The sequence below is a fragment of the Bradyrhizobium sp. NBAIM14 genome, assembly GCF_020193895.1.
Taxonomy (GTDB): Bacteria; Pseudomonadota; Alphaproteobacteria; order Rhizobiales; family Xanthobacteraceae; genus Bradyrhizobium; species Bradyrhizobium yuanmingense.
The window spans coordinates 13,357-30,289 of the sequence record NZ_JADYVQ010000012.1; the positions used below are offsets into that span (position 1 = coordinate 13,357).

General features: G+C 64.5%; 12 protein-coding genes. 6 read left to right on the forward strand and 6 right to left on the reverse strand.

The features are described 5' to 3' along the window. Positions 1-5: 5 nt before the first annotated feature. The 5 genes from fbcH to I6F28_RS24630 all read left to right on the forward strand — a co-directional run bounded on the left by fbcH (position 6) and on the right by I6F28_RS24630 (position 6,207). Entirely contained in the window at positions 6-2,078 is a 2,073-nt protein-coding gene (gene fbcH, locus I6F28_RS24610) for a cytochrome b/c1 (RefSeq protein ID WP_036024843.1), read from the forward strand. A gap of 271 nt (positions 2,079-2,349) precedes the next feature. Next, the gene (locus tag I6F28_RS24615) at positions 2,350-3,024 is read left to right on the forward strand and encodes a dienelactone hydrolase family protein (RefSeq protein ID WP_057026276.1); all 675 of its coding nucleotides are present in this window, start codon (positions 2,350-2,352) and stop codon (positions 3,022-3,024) included. 4 nt (positions 3,025-3,028) lie between these two features. Continuing rightward, the gene (locus I6F28_RS24620) at positions 3,029-3,190 is read left to right on the forward strand and encodes a hypothetical protein (RefSeq protein WP_157784007.1); all 162 of its coding nucleotides are present in this window, start codon (positions 3,029-3,031) and stop codon (positions 3,188-3,190) included. 302 nt (positions 3,191-3,492) lie between these two features. After that, complete coding sequence (locus I6F28_RS24625) at positions 3,493-5,658, forward strand: anthranilate synthase component I (RefSeq protein ID WP_225141497.1); 2,166 nt, start codon at positions 3,493-3,495, stop codon at positions 5,656-5,658. A gap of 9 nt (positions 5,659-5,667) precedes the next feature. Further along, the gene (locus I6F28_RS24630) at positions 5,668-6,207 is read left to right on the forward strand and encodes an adenine phosphoribosyltransferase (protein WP_036024845.1); all 540 of its coding nucleotides are present in this window, start codon (positions 5,668-5,670) and stop codon (positions 6,205-6,207) included. Between the two features lie 106 nt (positions 6,208-6,313). Here the strand turns inward: I6F28_RS24630 and I6F28_RS24635 are convergent, their stop codons facing one another. Both I6F28_RS24635 and I6F28_RS24640 read right to left on the reverse strand, forming a co-directional pair. After that, on the reverse strand, positions 6,314-6,982 hold the full coding sequence (locus I6F28_RS24635) for a hypothetical protein (RefSeq protein WP_036006282.1): 669 nt from the start codon (positions 6,980-6,982) through the stop codon (positions 6,314-6,316). A 60-nt stretch (positions 6,983-7,042) separates the two neighbouring features. Next, positions 7,043-7,795 (reverse strand): P-loop NTPase family protein, encoded by a 753-nt coding sequence (locus I6F28_RS24640; RefSeq protein ID WP_036024846.1) that lies wholly within the window; start codon positions 7,793-7,795, stop codon positions 7,043-7,045. 272 nt (positions 7,796-8,067) lie between these two features. Between I6F28_RS24640 and I6F28_RS24645 the strand changes: the two genes are divergently transcribed. Further along, positions 8,068-10,236 carry a hypothetical protein gene (locus tag I6F28_RS24645; RefSeq protein WP_225141500.1) on the forward strand — a complete coding sequence of 723 codons (2,169 nt, stop codon included), beginning with the start codon at positions 8,068-8,070 and terminating at the stop codon, positions 10,234-10,236. Between the two features lie 25 nt (positions 10,237-10,261). On the opposite strand, the gene I6F28_RS24650 is transcribed toward I6F28_RS24645, so the two are convergent. The 4 genes from I6F28_RS24650 to smc form a co-directional block, all read right to left on the reverse strand. Further along, complete coding sequence (locus I6F28_RS24650) at positions 10,262-11,440, reverse strand: M48 family metallopeptidase (RefSeq protein WP_225141502.1); 1,179 nt, start codon at positions 11,438-11,440, stop codon at positions 10,262-10,264. A gap of 32 nt (positions 11,441-11,472) precedes the next feature. Then, on the reverse strand, positions 11,473-12,033 hold the full coding sequence (locus tag I6F28_RS24655; protein WP_036006288.1) for a LemA family protein: 561 nt from the start codon (positions 12,031-12,033) through the stop codon (positions 11,473-11,475). A 138-nt stretch (positions 12,034-12,171) separates the two neighbouring features. Next, on the reverse strand, positions 12,172-13,149 hold the full coding sequence (locus I6F28_RS24660) for a small ribosomal subunit Rsm22 family protein (protein WP_225141504.1): 978 nt from the start codon (positions 13,147-13,149) through the stop codon (positions 12,172-12,174). Positions 13,150-13,273: 124 nt separating this feature from the next. Next, complete coding sequence (smc, locus tag I6F28_RS24665; RefSeq protein WP_057026280.1) at positions 13,274-16,738, reverse strand: chromosome segregation protein SMC; 3,465 nt, start codon at positions 16,736-16,738, stop codon at positions 13,274-13,276. Positions 16,739-16,933: the final 195 nt, after the last annotated feature.

Consider the following 16,933-nt stretch of genomic DNA (forward strand, 5'->3'; position numbering starts at 1 on the left):
GCATCATGAGCGGACCATCCGACTACCAGCCGAGCAATCCGGCCCTGCAATGGATCGAGCGGCGCCTGCCGATTTTTGGTCTCATCCATTCCTCCTTCGTCGCCTATCCCACCCCGCGCAACCTGAACTATTGGTGGACCTTCGGCGCCATTCTTTCCTTCATGCTCGGAATGCAGATCCTGACCGGCGTGATCCTGGCGATGCACTACACGCCAAACGCCGATCTCGCCTTCAAGTCGGTCGAGCTGATCGTCCGTGACGTGAACTACGGCTGGCTGCTGCGCAACATGCACGCGGTCGGCGCCTCGATGTTCTTCGTCGCCGTCTACGTCCACATGTTCCGCGGTCTGTACTACGGGTCGTACAAGGAGCCGCGTGAGGTGCTGTGGATCCTCGGCGTCATCATCTACCTCCTGATGATGGCGACCGGCTTCATGGGCTACGTGCTGCCCTGGGGCCAGATGAGCTTCTGGGGCGCCACCGTCATCACCAATTTGTTCTCGGCCGTTCCCTATGTCGGCGAGAGCATCGTGACGCTGCTCTGGGGCGGCTATGCAGTCGGCAACCCGACGCTGAACCGCTTCTTCTCGCTGCACTATCTCTTGCCGTTCGTGATCGCAGGCGTCGTCGTGCTCCACGTCTGGGCGCTGCACGTCGCTGGCCAGAACAACCCTGATGGCGTCGAGCCGAAGACGGAAAAGGACACGGTGCCGTTCACGCCGCATGCGACCATCAAGGACATGTTCGGCGTCGCCTGCTTCCTGCTGCTGTACGCTTGGTTCATCTTCTACATGCCGAACTATCTCGGCGACGCCGACAACTACATTCCCGCGAACCCGGGCGTGACGCCGCCGCACATCGTGCCGGAATGGTATTACCTGCCGTTCTACGCGATCCTGCGCTCGATTCCCGACAAGCTCGCGGGCGTCATCGCGATGTTCGGGGCGATCATCATCCTGTGCTTCCTGCCCTGGCTCGACACCGCCAAGACCAGGTCCTCGAAGTACCGACCGCTCGCCAAGCAGTTCTTCTGGATCTTCGTCGCGGTCTGCATCCTGCTCGGCTATCTCGGCGCACAGCCGCCGGAAGGCATCTACGTCATCGCCGGCCGCATCCTGACGTTCTGCTATTTCGCCTACTTCCTGATCGTGCTGCCGCTGCTCGCGCGCATCGAGAAGCCGCGGCCGGTGCCGAACTCGATCTCGGATGCCGTGCTGGCCAAGACCGGCAGCCGGTCGACGCCGATGGTCTCGACCGCGATCGTGCTGGCGCTCGCCGGCTCGCTGTTCGCGGGCTCGATCGACAGCGCGAAAGCAGCCGAAGGCAGCGATAAGCCGCCAGGCAACACATGGTCGTTCTCGGGCCCTTTCGGTAAGTTCGATCGCGGCGCGCTGCAGCGCGGCCTCAAGGTCTACAAGGAGGTCTGCGCCAGTTGCCACGGCCTGTCCTTCGTCGCCTTCCGTAACCTCGCCGAGCCCGGCGGGCCCGGCTATTCGGTGGCGCAAGCCGCGGCGTTTGCATCCGAGTACAAGGTCAAGGACGGCCCGAACGATGCGGGGGATATGTTCGAGCGTCCGGGCCGGCCGGCGGACTATTTCCCGTCGCCGTTCGCGAATGAGCAGGCCGCGCGTGCCGCGAACGGCGGTGCGGCGCCGCCGGACCTGTCCCTGATCACCAAGGCGCGCTCCTACAAGCGCGGCTTCCCCTGGTTCATCTTCGACGTCTTCACCCAGTACCAGGAGCAGGGGCCTGACTACGTCGCCGCATTGCTCCAAGGCTATGAGGACAAGGTGCCGGAGGGCGTCACCCTCCCGGAGGGCTCGTACTACAACAAGTACTTCCCGGGCCACGCCATCAAGATGCCGAAGCCGATCAGCGACGGCCAGGTGACCTATGACGACGGCTCGCCGACTACCGTCGCGCAGTACTCCAAGGACGTCACCACCTTCCTGATGTGGACCGCCGAGCCGCACATGGAAGCGCGCAAGCGCCTCGGCTTCCAGGTCTTCGTGTTCCTGATCGTCTTCGCGGGCCTGATGTACTTCACCAAGAAGAAGGTCTGGGCCGACTCGCACTGAGCGGCGAAAGACGAGAATGCAAAAGCCCCCGTACGGGGGCTTTTTTGTTGGTCCCGTGTCCCGGACGCGCGAAGCGCGCGAGCCGGGACACTGGATGCGTGGGGCTGGGCCCCGGATCAGCAATGCATCGCCGCAAACGATTTGCGCATCGCCAGGGGCGCGCTGCATTTCATCCGGGCACGAGAGTGTGTTGCTCGGCACGATTGCCTATCGCCCTCCCACCCGCCAAAATGCCGCCAACCGATCCCCCAGAAACTCACCGGAGGACACCATGGGAACCAGCATCACCTTCAAGCGCCCGGACGGTAAGGACGCCTCGGGCTATCTCGCCAATGCCGGGCGCGGCAATGCGCCGGGCGTCGTCGTGATCCAGGAATGGTGGGGCCTGTCCGATCAGATCAAGGGCCTGTGCGACCGCTTCGCGCTGGCCGGCTTCGACGCGCTGGCGCCCGATCTCTACAAGGGCAAGGTGGTGCCGTATCACGACACGGACAGCGCCAACAAGGAGATGAACTCGCTCGACTTCATGGACGCCACCACGCAGACCGTGCGCGGCGCCACGCAATATCTGTCGCGCAACGGTGCCAAGGTCGGGCTGACCGGCTTCTGCCTCGGCGGCGCCGTGACCATCATCGGCGCGACCAAGATCCCGGAGCTCGCGGCGGGCGTCGTGTTCTACGGCATCCCGCCCGAGCAGGCCGCCAAGCCTGCCGACGTCAAGATCCCGCTGCAGGCCCATTTCGCCAACAAGGACGATTGGTGCACGCCGGAGCTGGTCAACGGTTTCGAGAAGGCCATGAAGGCCGCCGGCAAGTCGCTGGAGCTGTTCCGCTATGACGCCGAGCACGCCTTCGTCAACGAGCAGCGCCAGGCCGTGCACGACCGCGAAGCCGCCGAGCTCGCCTGGGGCCGAGCGACGGAGTTTTTCAGGAAGCATCTGGGGTAGGGGCGTGAAGGACAAATCTGAAGCCGATGCGCAGTCGAAGCGTGAGGCCTTCAAGGTCCCGGAGGACCATCGCGCTGCCGTTCTTGAGGGGCTCCGCGAGGCCGATCGAGCCGAGTACGCGACCGATGCAGACATGGCCGCGCTTTGGAAGCGGTGCGGCCTCTAGTCCGTAGCCCGGATGGAGCGAAGCGGAATCCGGGGACTTTCCGATTGTGGACGAACCCCGGATTGCGCTGCGCTCCATCCGGGCTACCGCCTTGCCGCACCCTTGACGGCGCCCCCGCGCCATGGTGATTATCCGCCCATGAGCACCGCCGTCCGCCCAGCCCGTCTTTGGTGGCGCACCTCCTGACGAGGTGGCCGGTGCGATTTCTTTTCCCAAAATCGTCTGAGGTCGCCAGCACAGCGCGGCGGCCTGATCGTTTGTCCTGTGTGGCGTTCCCTCGACAAGTTTCGTAAGAGGACGACATGAACAGGACAGTCTTTGCCCTCCCGGCTCGAAGCGACTACGTGACCCGCGCGGGGCTTGCGATCACGCGTGTGGCCGAGCAGTTCACCGGCGGCGCCAACCGGCTCGACGACCTGATCAACCTGCTCGACCGCCGCCGCGGCGTGGTGCTGTCCTCGGGCACGACCGTGCCCGGCCGCTACGAGAGCTTCGATCTCGGCTTCTCCGACCCGCCGCTCAAGCTCGAGACAGTTGGCGTCAATTTCAAGCTGGAAGCGCTGAACGCGCGCGGAGAGGTGCTGATCGCCTTCCTCGGCGATGTCCTGCGCGAACCCTGTGTCGTCATCTCCGAGAGAACGGCGAGCTGCCTTGCCGGCCACATCATCCGCGGTGATGCGCCGGTCGAGGAGGACCAGCGCACGCGGCGTGCCAGCGTGATGTCGCTGGTGCGCGATCTCGTCGCCGCCTTCTCCGCCAGTGATGACGGCCTGCTCGGCCTGTTCGGCGCCTTTGCCTACGACCTCGTCTTCCAGATCGAGGACCTCGTGCAGAAGCGCCCGCGCGAGGCCGACCAGCGAGACATCGTGCTCTACGTGCCCGATCGTCTGCTTGCTTATGATCGTGCCACCGGCCGCGGCGTCGTGCTCTCTTACGATTTCGCCTGGAAGGGCAAGTCGACCGAAGGCCTGCCGCGCGAGACCGCCGACAGCCCCTATCTGAAGACGCCGCGTCAGGGCTTTGCCGATCACGCGCCGGGCGAATATCAGGCCACGGTCGAGACAGCGCGCGCCGCCTTTGCCCGCGGCGATCTGTTCGAGGCCGTGCCCGGCCAGCTGTTCGCCGAGCCCTGCGACCGCTCGCCGGCCGAAGTGTTCCAGCGCCTCTGCGTCATCAACCCGTCGCCCTATGGTGCGCTGATGAATCTCGGCGAGGGCGAGTTTCTGGTCTCGGCTTCGCCCGAAATGTTCGTGCGTTCGGACGGCCGCCGCGTCGAGACCTGCCCGATCTCGGGCACGATCGCGCGCGGCCTTGATGCGATCGGCGATGCCGAGCAGATCCGCCAGCTGCTGAACTCGCAGAAGGACGAGTTCGAGCTCAACATGTGCACCGACGTCGACCGCAACGACAAGGCGCGCGTCTGCGTACCCGGCACCATCAAGGTCCTGGCGCGCCGCCAGATCGAGACTTACTCAAAGCTGTTCCACACCGTTGATCACGTCGAGGGCATGTTGCGCCCCGGCTTCGATGCGCTCGATGCCTTCCTCACCCACGCCTGGGCTGTCACCGTCACCGGCGCGCCAAAGCTGTGGGCGATGCAGTTCGTCGAGGACCACGAGCGCTCGCCGCGGCGCTGGTATGCCGGCGCGATCGGCGCGGTGAATTTCGACGGCAGCATTAACACCGGCCTCACCATCCGCACCATCCGCATGAAGGATGGCCTCGCCGAAGTGCGCGTCGGCGCCACCTGCCTGTTCGATTCAGACCCCGCCGCAGAAGACCGCGAGTGCCAGGTCAAGGCGGCCGCGCTGTTCCAGGCGCTGCGCGGCGATCCGCCGAAGCCGCTCTCGACCTTTGCGCCTGATGCCACCGGCTCGGGCAAGCAGGTGCTGCTGATCGACCATGACGACAGCTTCGTGCACATGCTCGCCGATTATTTCCGCCAGGTCGGCGCCAGCGTCACCGTGGTCCGCTATGTGCATGCGCTCGACATGCTCAAGCAGAAGAGGTGGGACTTGCTGGTGCTGTCGCCCGGCCCCGGGCGCCCTGAGGATTTCGGGATCAAGGCGACGATCGATGCGGCGCTCGAGAGGAAGCTGCCGGTGTTCGGCGTCTGCCTCGGCGTGCAGGCGATCGGCGAATATTTCGGCGGCGAGCTCGGCCAGCTCACCCATCCCGCCCACGGCCGGCCCTCGCGGGTGCAGGTGCGCGGCGGACGGCTGATGCGCAATTTGCCGAACGAGATCGTCATCGGACGCTATCACTCGCTCTATGTCGAGCGCGACAGCATGCCGGAGGTGCTCAGCGTCACCGCCAGCACCGAGGACGGCGTCGCCATGGCGCTGGAGCACAAGACCCTGCCGGTCGCCGGCGTGCAATTCCATCCGGAATCGCTGATGTCGCTCGGCGGCGAGGTGGGGCTACGTATTGTCGAAAACGCGTTCCGGCTGGATGCGCCGGTCAATTGAGAGGCACGAATGACTTTTGACCACGACATCAAGGCCAGCGTCCGCACCATCCCGGATTATCCCAAGCCCGGGATCATGTTCCGCGACATCACCACCCTGCTCGCGGATGCGCGCGCGTTCCGCCGAGCCGTGGACGAGCTCGTCAACCCCTGGGCCGGCAACAAGATCGACAAGGTCGCCGGCATGGAGGCGCGCGGCTTCATCATCGGCGGCGCGGTGGCGCATCAGCTCTCGGCGGGCTTCGTGCCGATCCGCAAGAAGGGCAAGCTGCCGCATACCACGGTGCGCATCGCCTATTCGCTCGAATACGGCATCGACGAGATGGAGATGCATGTCGACGCGGTCGCACCCGGCGAGCGCGTGATCCTGGTCGACGATCTCATCGCCACCGGCGGCACCGCGGAAGGCGCGGTCAAGCTGCTGCGCCAGATCGGCGCTAACGTGGTTGCCGCCTGCTTCATCGTCGACCTGCCCGAGCTCGGCGGCGCCGCCAAGCTGCGCGCCATGGACGTGCCCGTGCGCACGCTGATGTCGTTCGAGGGGCACTGAGCGTCAACGAGGCAGAACAAGCTTCGGGGGCGGTGTGTGGGCCAAGGACGCGGTTCACCTCTCCCCGCTGGGGAGAGGTGAACACCGGGCTTCCCGATCGAATGCTTCACGACCGCTGCAATATCAGGCTGAGCTCGAGCTCCCGGAAGGCGATGTAGTTGCGCCGGGTCCATTGGTGCAGCTCGGTCGAAGAGTCCTTCTCCTGGCGCAGATAGCCCGTGAAGGAGAAATTCAGCCGGTCGATATAGGTCTTGAGGAAACCGGGCAGCGCGGGAAGGCGGAACAGCCGGCCGCCTCCCATTGCCGGCGGCAGCTCGCCGCGGACGACATATTCGTTGTCCACCGTGACCAGGTTCATCCGCGGGATCCGCCCACGGAGCATCTCGTGGGCGCGGGCCGAGACGCGGTCGGTGTCGGCGACGAACAGGATCATCGGCGCAACGTGGCGCCGCGCCGCCTCCTTCAGCAGGCCGATCTCGTCGGTCATCTTGAAGAACTCGTCGAAGGCGTGGAAGCCGAGGTCGATCACCTTGGCAAGTCCGTCATCGACGATGACGCGGTCCATCAGCTGCATCTTGCCGAAGGTGTCGATCACGTCGGCGGTCTCGGTCACCTTCGGCAGGTAATCGAGCAGCGACGGCTCCTTCAGGTTGACGTCGAAGGCCGCGACGTTGCCGTTCTTGAGCAGCAGGAATTCGCTCAAAAGCCGCGCCAGCAAGGTCTTGCCGACCTGCGGGCGGGGCGAGCAGATGATGTAGACGGGTGTCGCGGGCATCGCCAGCTATATCAGGCCAACTCACCGCCCAATCCAGCCGTATCAGCCCGGCTTGCGCAACTATTTTTCGCTGTTGCGGGTGGCGGATTTCGACCCGACGATGTCAGTCAGGCGGATGCGGTCGTATTCGCTCCAGACATTGGCCAGCCAGTGCCGGACATAACCGCGCAGCACGAAGGAATAGTTCGCGGCCTCGTCGCTGATGCCCTTGTTGGCCACGAATTTCAGGAACGGGACGGAGGAGACCTCGACCTGCTCATAGGCCATTTCGTTGAGCTTGGGGATGGTCAGCTCGGTCGCGTCCTTGATGCGGTGGAAGTAGGAATTGTAGGTCGCCTGGTCCCACTGGAAGAACTGGGTGTCGTTGATGAAGTTCTTCACCAGGAAATATTTCGCGCCCCCCATGAAGCCTGCGGTCTCTGCGATCTCCTCCAGCGAGGCGATCGAGGGTCCGAGGATGTGGAACACGGCGAAGGTGATCTGGCCGGCCTTGGCGGCGTCGAGGAAGCCGATGTCGCGCAGCGAGGCCAGCGCCGGCGAAAGCAGGCCGGCGCGGACGTCGATCACGGTGACCGAAGGGCTGACAGCGTTGAGCGTGTCGAAGATCTTCATCTGATCGGCCGTCGTCGTCATGTCGACGATCTCGGTGATGTCGGGGTGGAAGCGTTTCAGGGTTCCGCGCGGCGACTCCGTATCGAACGCCCGCGTCGGCACGTTGTTGGCCGAGAAATAATCGAGCAGGGTGCGCGATACCGTGGTCTTGCCGACCCCGCCCTTGTCCGCGCCCACCACAACCACTGCCGGCTTTGCCATTGCTGTCCCCTAACGCGCGCCCCCGATCGCGAGGTCGCAATCGGCCGGGCCCCAAATCGATGTCCCGAAAGACGTCCCGAGTCTGCTGTTGGGCGCGAACATGGCAGAAACAAGGGAGAATTCAACCTAGCAACCGAAACTGCGGATCCGGCTGTGTAGACTGTCCTGCATCTAGTGAAAATATCAGCTAGATGGCGGTTCCTCTCGCCCCTTGCGTGTGCATCATAAATTTGGCAATCTCAAATTTTCACAAGAAATTTTAGGGGCGGCCCATGAGCGATGCTGGCGGTCCAGGAACCAACACTGCCGACGAAAAGGACGCAAAACGCGATCCCGGTTGGAAACCAACCGATGCCGAAGTGCTGCGTCGGGAAAACGGTCCAGTTCGCCAGGTGCTCCTTCCTGTATTTCTCGTGATCCTCGGTGCATTGTTCATCGCGTTTGTCGCGCACTGGAATATGTTCAAGTGCGCCGAATACACCATGCTGATCCTGTCCTACGCTCTGCTGTTCGGGGCGGGCGGGCTGACGCTTGGCGGGGCGCTTCGCATCCGCGGCCAGCTTAAGCTCCTTGGTTTGCCATGGACCGTGGATGCTGCTGGTGGAATCGCGGCGGCACTGCTGGCAGGCTCGGTTGCCTATTCGCTCAAACCTGCCTGCGGTCTCGACTGGAAGGTTCGGATCACAGAATTGCCGCTGCTTGAAACAACGAACTTCGCCGAAGCAAAGGCCTTTGCGACGATCGACATCAATTCAGATGGCGTGGTGATGCAGAGGAAGAACAACAACACAATCGGGCTTCACTTTGAGGACAAGGATGATTTCAAAATTACGGTTCGGCTGTATCGCGTGGAGAAGGAGGGCTACAAGCCTTTGGGTACATGCGAGATTGATTTCTTGCACGCTCAACAGGCTCCGGACGAGCAGGCTGAAAATGGCAACTTGGTATTCTGGCTACAGGATAGGTCACCATTGGCGCTTAGTTTCAACAAGCGCTATGTAGATACCCTCGTCGAGGCTGACAGGAATTCGGACGCCGCCGACTACAAGAACCTCTGTCTCACCGGCGTATTCAGCACAGGCAGTGGTCCTGCCGACAAGGTAAACGTCATCACGCCGCTACAATTGGTGCGCAGCAAAGTGGCCTACGTTGGCCCACGTACCGGGCCGCTCAAGATATTCTACACTAAGAAAAAATCCGCCGCGCCCACTGACAGCAAGGCCGCCACTCGGCAGGTCGCGCAGGCGGAGGTGCGATCGTCCAATGAGGTGCTCACCCCGACTGGGACGGGCGGCGTCAGTAGCGCGCCCCCAATCACTACCCCAAAGACAAGCAATACGGTTGTTTCGCAATCCACGCCCGTTGCTGCTCCCGGATGTCAGCCTGATGCTACCATTCGACCACTTATCGATGCCTTCTTGAATGGCGATGATCTGGAGAAGAAGGTGCGTCAGGATCAAATCTATCCGAACTGGCCCAACGTAAATTGCTATGTTCTCCCGATCGCGACGAGTATTAATCCGGGAACTCTCCCGCAGCAGCAATCCCGAGCCCTAAAACTTCTGATCAATGCCATCATCAACAACAGCCTGATCCCGGGTGATCTGACCTACTGGCAATTGGAGGGGACGAAGAAGCGTGATTTCAGGAAATCGCTGCCTTACCTTCAGGACGGGGATATCCTGCGGATATTCGAGTTTGTCGCTTCCGATGAACCGCCTGTTAGAGCCGAAGCGCTTCGCTTCGTGAAACTGCTTCCGGTTGATGCACTTGAACGTCTTTTCAAGCTAAAACTCCAGCGGATGAAGGCCAACGCTGGCGAGAATCGTGACTCGCCAATCAAGACTGAGCGCTTCGCCGTTGCTGCGATATCGCTTTACTACAATCGCATTGTAGAGTCGCTCGACGGAGATGCTGACGCGAGCACGCGATCTGCGTTGGGCGCAGACTTCGCCTCAGGTTCGGAATGGGCCGTGGACGCCTTCTTGAATGGGCGAAGTGCGAAACCCTACGAAGCAATGCTACTCTATGCAAAAGGCATCGTTGAGCGGGAGCTCAAATTCACTGACAGTGGCACCCCGTCGTATCGTGCAACGTTTGCAAAAATGATCTCAAGACTCAAGCTGACTGAAGAATCCTATCCTTTACGGCCCCTGCACATCGCTCAGGCGATGGCCTACACCACTTCGTTGTCTGAGTCGGCTCTGACAGATATGCTGAAACAATTGCAGCAGGCCGAGCAGATCACACCCGCCTTGGCGCTGGACGAGAGCTTTCAGATAGCAGGAAAGTCTTTGCCCATGTTCTCTGGTCCAAGGAAGGATCTTGGGATTGGTGTTGCTGCGAGCACCAAGGATGGAGCGAACATATTGCTGCGTCTTGGAGATTGGTATTTCGTAAGGGGTAACGGGAAGATCGGATGGATTAGCCGCCTCTCCTGACGTCTTCGCTTCGTTGGCATGATCGTCAAGAACGGCTCCAGGGACCCGTTCTAATCTCAATTGTGGCGCCGGAGGAGTTCGGCAGGCCATCGGCCGGCTTAGTGTCGTTCGATGGAATCGCGTGCAGCGAGGGTGGAGCGGCCAGCTGGCCCGCCTGTGCCTCCGGTTGATCGGTTCCTTCAGTCGGTTCGGACAGCGGTCCCGGATCGCGCCCGCCGGCGAACTTGACCAGCGCGTCGACCCGGGACTGCACGGAAGGGTGGGTCGCGAACAGGTCGGCAAAGCCCTCGCGCGGATTGTCGACGCAGAGCTCCATCACCGCCGAGGTCGCGCCCGGCAGCTCGCCGCGGCCCTCGATCTTGCGCAGCGCCGAGATCATCGCGTCGGGGTCTTTCGTCAGCTCGACCGAACCGGCGTCGGCGAGATATTCGCGCGACCGCGACAGTGCGAGCTTCACCACCTGCGACAGCAGCCAGGCCAGCACGATCAGCACGATGGCGATGATGATGACGATGATCGCGCCGCCGCCGGAGCTCTTGCTGTCGCTCGACGACGAGGACGACCGCGACGACGAGGACGAGGAGCCGCCCGAGCTCCAGTTCAGATTCGTGAACAGGCGGAAGAACAATTCGCCGAAGAAGCCGACCACGCCGGCGATGATGACGGCGACCACCATCAGTTGCACATCGCCGTTCTTGATGTGGGTCAGCTCGTGGCCGAGCACCGCCTCGATCTCCTTGTCGTTGAGGGCATCGAGGAGACCCGTGGTGACCGTGATGGAATATTGCCGCGGATTGAGGCCGGTCGCGAACGCGTTCAGCGCCGGGCTCTCCATGATCTTCAGCTTCGGCATGGTGAGGCCGCGCGAGATGCAGAGGTTCTCGAGCAGATTGTAGAGCCGCGGCTGTTCCTGCCGGGTGACGCTGTGGCCGCCGGTCACGGCATCGATCATCGACTGGTGAAAGAAATAGGCGATCACGATCCAGACCGCCGCCACGACCGTTGCAATCGGCGCGGCCTTGAGCAGGTCCGAGAAGGCGTGTCTCAGATAGTACGCGGCGGTCTCACTGTCGTCGATGAACACCTCGGCCACCAGCGCGCCGGCATAGACCAGCACATAGACCAGCGCGAACAGGCCGGCGAGCAGCAGCATCGAACGAAGCTTGTTCGAGGCGATGTGCGTGTAGAGACCATACGCGGCCATGACGCGATGCCCTGCCGGCCTATCGGCTCAAATCAGAACTTCACCTGCGGCACGGTCTCGACCTCGGTGCGGCTGGCGCCGAGATCGAAGAAGTCCTTCTTGGTGAAGCCGAACATGCCCGCGAACAGAGCTGCGGGCAGCTGCTGGATGCCGGTATTGTATTCCTGCACCGCGTTGTTGAAGAAGCGGCGGCTCGCCGCGATCTTGTTTTCGAGGTCGGAGAGCTCGGACGCGAGCTGCTGGAAATTGGCGTTGGCCTTGAGGTCGGGATAGGCCTCCGACAGCGCGATCAGCCGGCCGAGCGCGCCGGAGAGCTGGTTCTCGGCCGCGGACACCTGCGCCGGACCCTGTGCCGACATCGCCGAATTGCGCGCCTTGATGACGTCGTCGAGCGTGCCGCGCTCGTGCGAGGCGTAGCCCTTCACCGTCTCGACCAGGTTCGGGATCAGGTCGTGACGCTGCTTGAGCTGCACGTCGATGTCGGCAAAGGCCTGGCCGACACGCTGGCTCAGCGCCACCAGGCGGTTGTAGGCGCTGAAAGCGATCAGCGCGAGGACGACGATGACGCCGAGAACGATCCAGCCGGTCGACATGGAGAACTCCTGAAGAGGGAAGAAGGCGGGCGCTAGGGTAGACGAAATTAACGCAGGATGAGAGCCCGGCGCGGAGGGAAGGTAAGACTTGGTCGGATCAGGAACGGCCCGAGTTCAAGGCAGGCACGGCCAGCGAAATTAACTTTCGGACATGACGGCATCGCCCCAGCGCCAGCGCCGGGCCTCGGCATAGGCCGCCTTGTCCCGCCGCGGGACGTTTGCCGGCGCAACCCCAGCCTCCGTGCAAAGCTTGGCCGCGATCTCGGCCTTGCCGACGTCCGGCGGTGCCAGCACGCGCGCGGCGCGGCTCGCGGGCGGGGTGCGGGTCAGGGCGACGTAGATGAAGCGCTCGTCCTCGAACGGCACCTCGGCGCCCTTGATCTGCCGGTGCGCCTGCGAGCGCGGCAGGCGCTGGCTGAAATGGCACCAGTCGGGCGCGATGAGCGGGCACGGCCTTTCGTGCGGGCAGGGCGCGGTGACGAAGGCGCCAGCTGCGATCAGCTGCTGGCGCAGGGCGAGGATGCGGGCATAGCCAGCGGGCGTGCCGGGCTCGATCACCACCAGCGCGTGGCGCGCCTTGGCCCACATCGCCTCGGTCAGCTTGCGCTGATCGGCCTCGCTGAGCTCGCCGATGATGTAGCTGGCGATGACGAAATCGGCCTGTGAGACCTCGGCGAGGTTGCCGCCGGCATCGCCGGGCAGATAACGGCACTCCGCCAATCGCGAGCTGCCGTGTGCCAGTTCGAGCGCGAGCCGGCTCAGCGTGGCGTTGGCATCGAGCAGGGTAAAATCCTGTAGCGACGGAAAGGCTTCCGCGGCGGCCCAGCTGGCGGTGCCCGGACCGGCGCCGACGTCGAGCAATGTTTCGGGGGCGAGATCAGGCGCGATCTCGGTGAGCGCATTGAGGCTCGCCGCCACCGCCGCGTAGGTCGCGGGCATGCGCGCCAGCGCATAAGCGAGCGCATCTGCGTCCGACTTGATCGTGCCGGAGGTGCCGCCGGCGCGATACGTAGTCGAGATCCTCTGCGAGCGCCGGGCCGCGTCGCTGCGAGAGAAGCCCTGCAGCTTGCCGTCGAGGGCGGCTTTCAGTTCGGCGGGAAGGGTGGGGGAGATCATCAGCAACCCCACGTCATTCCGGGGCTCGCGAAGCGAGAACCCGGAATCCATTTATCTGCAGCGTCGGTCGTACCATGGATTCCGGGTTCGATGCTGCGCATCGCCCCGGAATGACGGTCCAAGATCACGCCACGTTCTGGTCGAGAATGTCCACGGCCTCGGCGAGGCTCACCGACACCAGCTGCGACACGCCGCGCTCGGCCATGGTGACGCCGAACAGGCGGTTCATCCGCGCCATCGTGATCGGATTGTGCGTGATGATGATGAAGCGCGTGTCGGTCGAGCCGGTCATTTCGTGCAAGAGGTTGCAGTACCGTTCGACGTTGTGGTCGTCGAGCGGCGCGTCGACTTCGTCCAGCACGCAGATCGGCGACGGGTTGGTGAGGAACACCGCGAAGATCAGTGCCATCGCGGTCAGCGCCTGCTCGCCGCCCGAGAGCAGCGACAGCGTCTGCGGCTTCTTGCCCGGCGGCTTGGCGATGATTTCGAGGCCGGCTTCCAAGGGGTCGTCGCTCTCGATCAGGTGCAGCGCGGCTTCGCCGCCGCCGAACAGCTCGACGAACAGGCGCTTGAAGTGGTCGTTGACGACGTCGAACGAGGTCAGCAGCCGCTCGCGAGCTTCCTTGTTGAGGCTCTGGATGCCCTGGCGCAGCCGCTTGATGGCCTCGACCAGGTCGTCGCGCTCGGTGACGAGGCCGGTGTGCTGGGTCTCGACCTCGCGCAGCTCTTCCTCGGCGCGCAGATTGACGGCGCCGAGGCGCTCGCGGTCCCGGCGCATCTTCTCGAGGTCCTCCTCGATCTCGTGCAGCGGCGGCAGTTCGGCGCCGGGCTCGAGCTCGGCAAGGCCGGCGACGGCCTGCGGCTCGACCTCGAGCATGTCGCGGATCTCGCGCTCGATGTCTTCCAGACGGCGGCGGGCGCCTTCCATGCGCTCCTCGGCGCGGGCGGTGGCCTCGCGGGCACTCGACAGTGCTTCGAGCGTCAGCTTGGCGACTCGGTCGGTCTCGGCCATCGCGGTTTCCGCGGTGGCGAGCGCGTCGGCGGCCATGCGGCGGTCGTTCTCGGCGTATTCGATCTCGGTGATCAGCGCGCTGCGCTTTTCGGCGAACACGGCCGGGGCGTTTTCGAGCTCGCTGCGCTCGATCGTGAGCTCGGCGATGCGGGCCTGGATGGTGTCGATATGGGAGGCCGCGCTCTCCTTGCGGTTCTGCCACTCGGTGCGTTCGGCGAGGATCGCCTGCACGCGGCGATCGGCGAGCTCGGCTTCGCGTGCCAGCGCCTGCGCCTCGGCGCGGACCTGGGCGGCCATGCGGCGGCGGCCTTCGATGTCGCTGCGGACGGCGGCGAGCTGGGTTTCGGTGTCCTCGCTTGACGGCAGCTCGCCGATGCCGGCCTGGGCGTATTCGTAGGCGGCCTCGGCTTCGGCGCGATCGGCGGCGAGCCGGCTGTGCGCCTCCGACAGCGTCGCCTTGCGCGCGGCATGGCGGCTGATCTCGCGCTCGGCATTGGCGTGGCGCTCGCGCGCGACGTTGAGCTCGCGCTGCGCGGCGCGCCAGGCCTCGCGGCTAGCGCCCTCGGTGCTGGCCGCCATCTGCAGCTCGGACTCGGCGTTCTCCAGCGCCTGGCGCTTGATCTGCGCGTCGATGCGGGCCTGCTCCAGCTCGTTCTCGATGTCGACGAGGCGGGCACGCTCGGCCAGGCGCCGCGCGGCGCCGGTCGGGGCATGCGCCGCGGCAACAAAACCGTCCCAGCGCCAGACGTCGCCCTCAGGCGAGACTAGCCGCTGGCCGGTCTTGAGCTGCGACACCAGCTCGGCGCCGCGCTCGCGCGGGACGACACCGATCTGCGCGAGGCGACGCGCCAGCTCGGCCGGCGCCTGCACATGGTTGGAGAGCGGAACGGCGCCTTCGGGCAGCTCCGGATCGCCCTCGGTGTGTCCGACATTGGTCCAGCGCATCGGCGCCGACGGATCGATCGGCGCATCGAGATCGTCGCCGAGTGCCGCGCCGATCGCCTTTTCAAAGCCCTTGTCGACGGTGATGCCGTCGATGATCGGCGGCCACAAATTCTTGGTCTCGCCGTTGACGATCTTCGAGATCGTGCGCGCCTCGGTCTCGAGCCGCTGCACGCGCTTGTCGGCCTCGACCAGCGGCGAGCGTGAGGATTCCAGCGTCTGGCGTGCCGCGACATGCGCCGCTTCGCTGGCCTGCGCCGCAGCTTCGGAGGCCGCCAGCGTCTCTTCCGCCGTCTCGACCAGCGCGGTCAGCTCGTCGAGATCGCCGAAGCCGCCGGTTGCTTCGGTGAGCTTCTGCTCTTCCGCCGTGACGTTCGCGATCTCCTGATCGAGCCGGGCGAGCTTGTCGCGATGGGTGCGGACGTTGGCCTCGAGCTGGTTGCGCTTGGCGGTGAGGTCGGCGAGTGCGGTGGTGAGCTCGGCGAAGCGCTGCTCGGTTTCGGTCAGCACCGCCTCGGCCTCGGCAACGCGCTCGTCGACGCCGGAGCGCTTCTCGACGCGCGACTTGATCTCTTCCTTCAGCTCGGCATCTTCGGCGTCGAGCCGCTGCAGCGCGACGTCGGCGTCCATGGTCTGCTGCTGGGCGCGGGAGATGTCGCCCTCGAACTGGGCGAGGCGGCGCTCGAGCTCGGCGACGCGCTCCTTGGCGCGCTCTTCCTCACGGTCGAGCTGCTCGCGGGCATTGGTCAGGCGCTGCAGGCCGGCGGCGGCGCGCGCTTCGGCATCGCGCAGCGCCGGCATCTCGGCGGCGCGGATCGCCTGGATGCGGGCCGCTTCGGCCTGGTGCTGGGTGCGCTCGGCCATCTCGCGCACGGCGAGATCGTGGGTCTGGCCGGATTCGTTGACGTCGGCATGGGCACCGACCCAGCGCAGGTGGAACAGCGTGGCTTCGGCCTTGCGGACCTTGGCGGCGACCTCGCGATAGCGCACGGCCTGGCGGGCCTGCTTCTTCAGGCCTTCCATCTGGCCGGAGAGCTGGCCGATCACATCCTCGACGCGGGTGAGATTGGTTTCGGCCGCCTTCAGCCGCAGCTCGGCCTCGTGACGGCGGGCATGCAGGCCGGCAACGCCCGCGGCATCTTCCAGCACGCGGCGGCGCTGCTCGGGCTTGGCCTGGATGATCTCGCCGATCTTGCCCTGGTGAACGAGGGCGGGCGAGCGTGCGCCGGTGGCGGCGTCCGCGAACAGGATCTGCACGTCGCGGGCCCGCACGTCGCGGCCGTTGATGCGGTAGACCGAGCCCGCCTCGCGCTCGATGCGGCGGGAGATTTCCAGGATCTGGCTGTCGTTCATCGCCGCCGGCGCGGTGCGATCGGCATTGTCGATCGTCATCGTCACTTCGGCATGGTTGCGCGCCGGACGGTTGCCGGAGCCGGCGAAGATCACCGCATCCATGTCGGCCGCGCGCAGCGACTTGTAGGAGGTCTCGCCCATCGCCCAGCGCAGCGCCTCGACGAGATTCGACTTGCCGCAGCCGTTGGGGCCGACAACGCCGGTCAGGCCGGGCTCGATGACGAAGTCCGTGGGCTCAACGAAGGACTTGAAACCGTGAAGGCGCAGGCGGGTGATTTTCATAAGCACGCATCTCTGTTGGCAGGCGCGAATCCCCCTGCCGGGACAATACCATGGAAGGCAATGTCGCTGTCTGGGTGAGTCGCGCGAGGCGCCTCATGCGGCTGGACAATGGCCGCGGTGCGCCGCGAGGGCAACCGGCGAAAGCCGCTTTTCCCAAGGGATTTATGCCGGGAAAGATACGGCTTTCGAGATGCG

Bases quoted from the DNA above. Each gene is read 5' to 3' on its own strand.
- fbcH (WP_036024843.1), top strand. From the start codon at position 6: ATGAGCGGACCATCCGACTACCAGCCGAGCAATCCGGCCCTGCAATGG.
- I6F28_RS24615 (WP_057026276.1), top strand. From the start codon at position 2,350: ATGGGAACCAGCATCACCTTCAAGCGCCCGGACGGTAAGGACGCCTCG.
- I6F28_RS24625 (WP_225141497.1), top strand. From the start codon at position 3,493: ATGAACAGGACAGTCTTTGCCCTCCCGGCTCGAAGCGACTACGTGACC.
- I6F28_RS24630 (WP_036024845.1), top strand. From the start codon at position 5,668: ATGACTTTTGACCACGACATCAAGGCCAGCGTCCGCACCATCCCGGAT.
- I6F28_RS24635 (WP_036006282.1), bottom strand. From the start codon at position 6,982: ATGCCCGCGACACCCGTCTACATCATCTGCTCGCCCCGCCCGCAGGTC.
- I6F28_RS24640 (WP_036024846.1), bottom strand. From the start codon at position 7,795: ATGGCAAAGCCGGCAGTGGTTGTGGTGGGCGCGGACAAGGGCGGGGTC.
- I6F28_RS24645 (WP_225141500.1), top strand. From the start codon at position 8,068: ATGAGCGATGCTGGCGGTCCAGGAACCAACACTGCCGACGAAAAGGAC.
- I6F28_RS24650 (WP_225141502.1), bottom strand. From the start codon at position 11,440: ATGGCCGCGTATGGTCTCTACACGCACATCGCCTCGAACAAGCTTCGT.
- I6F28_RS24655 (WP_036006288.1), bottom strand. From the start codon at position 12,033: ATGTCGACCGGCTGGATCGTTCTCGGCGTCATCGTCGTCCTCGCGCTG.
- I6F28_RS24660 (WP_225141504.1), bottom strand. From the start codon at position 13,149: ATGATCTCCCCCACCCTTCCCGCCGAACTGAAAGCCGCCCTCGACGGC.
- smc (WP_057026280.1), bottom strand. From the start codon at position 16,738: ATGAAAATCACCCGCCTGCGCCTTCACGGTTTCAAGTCCTTCGTTGAG.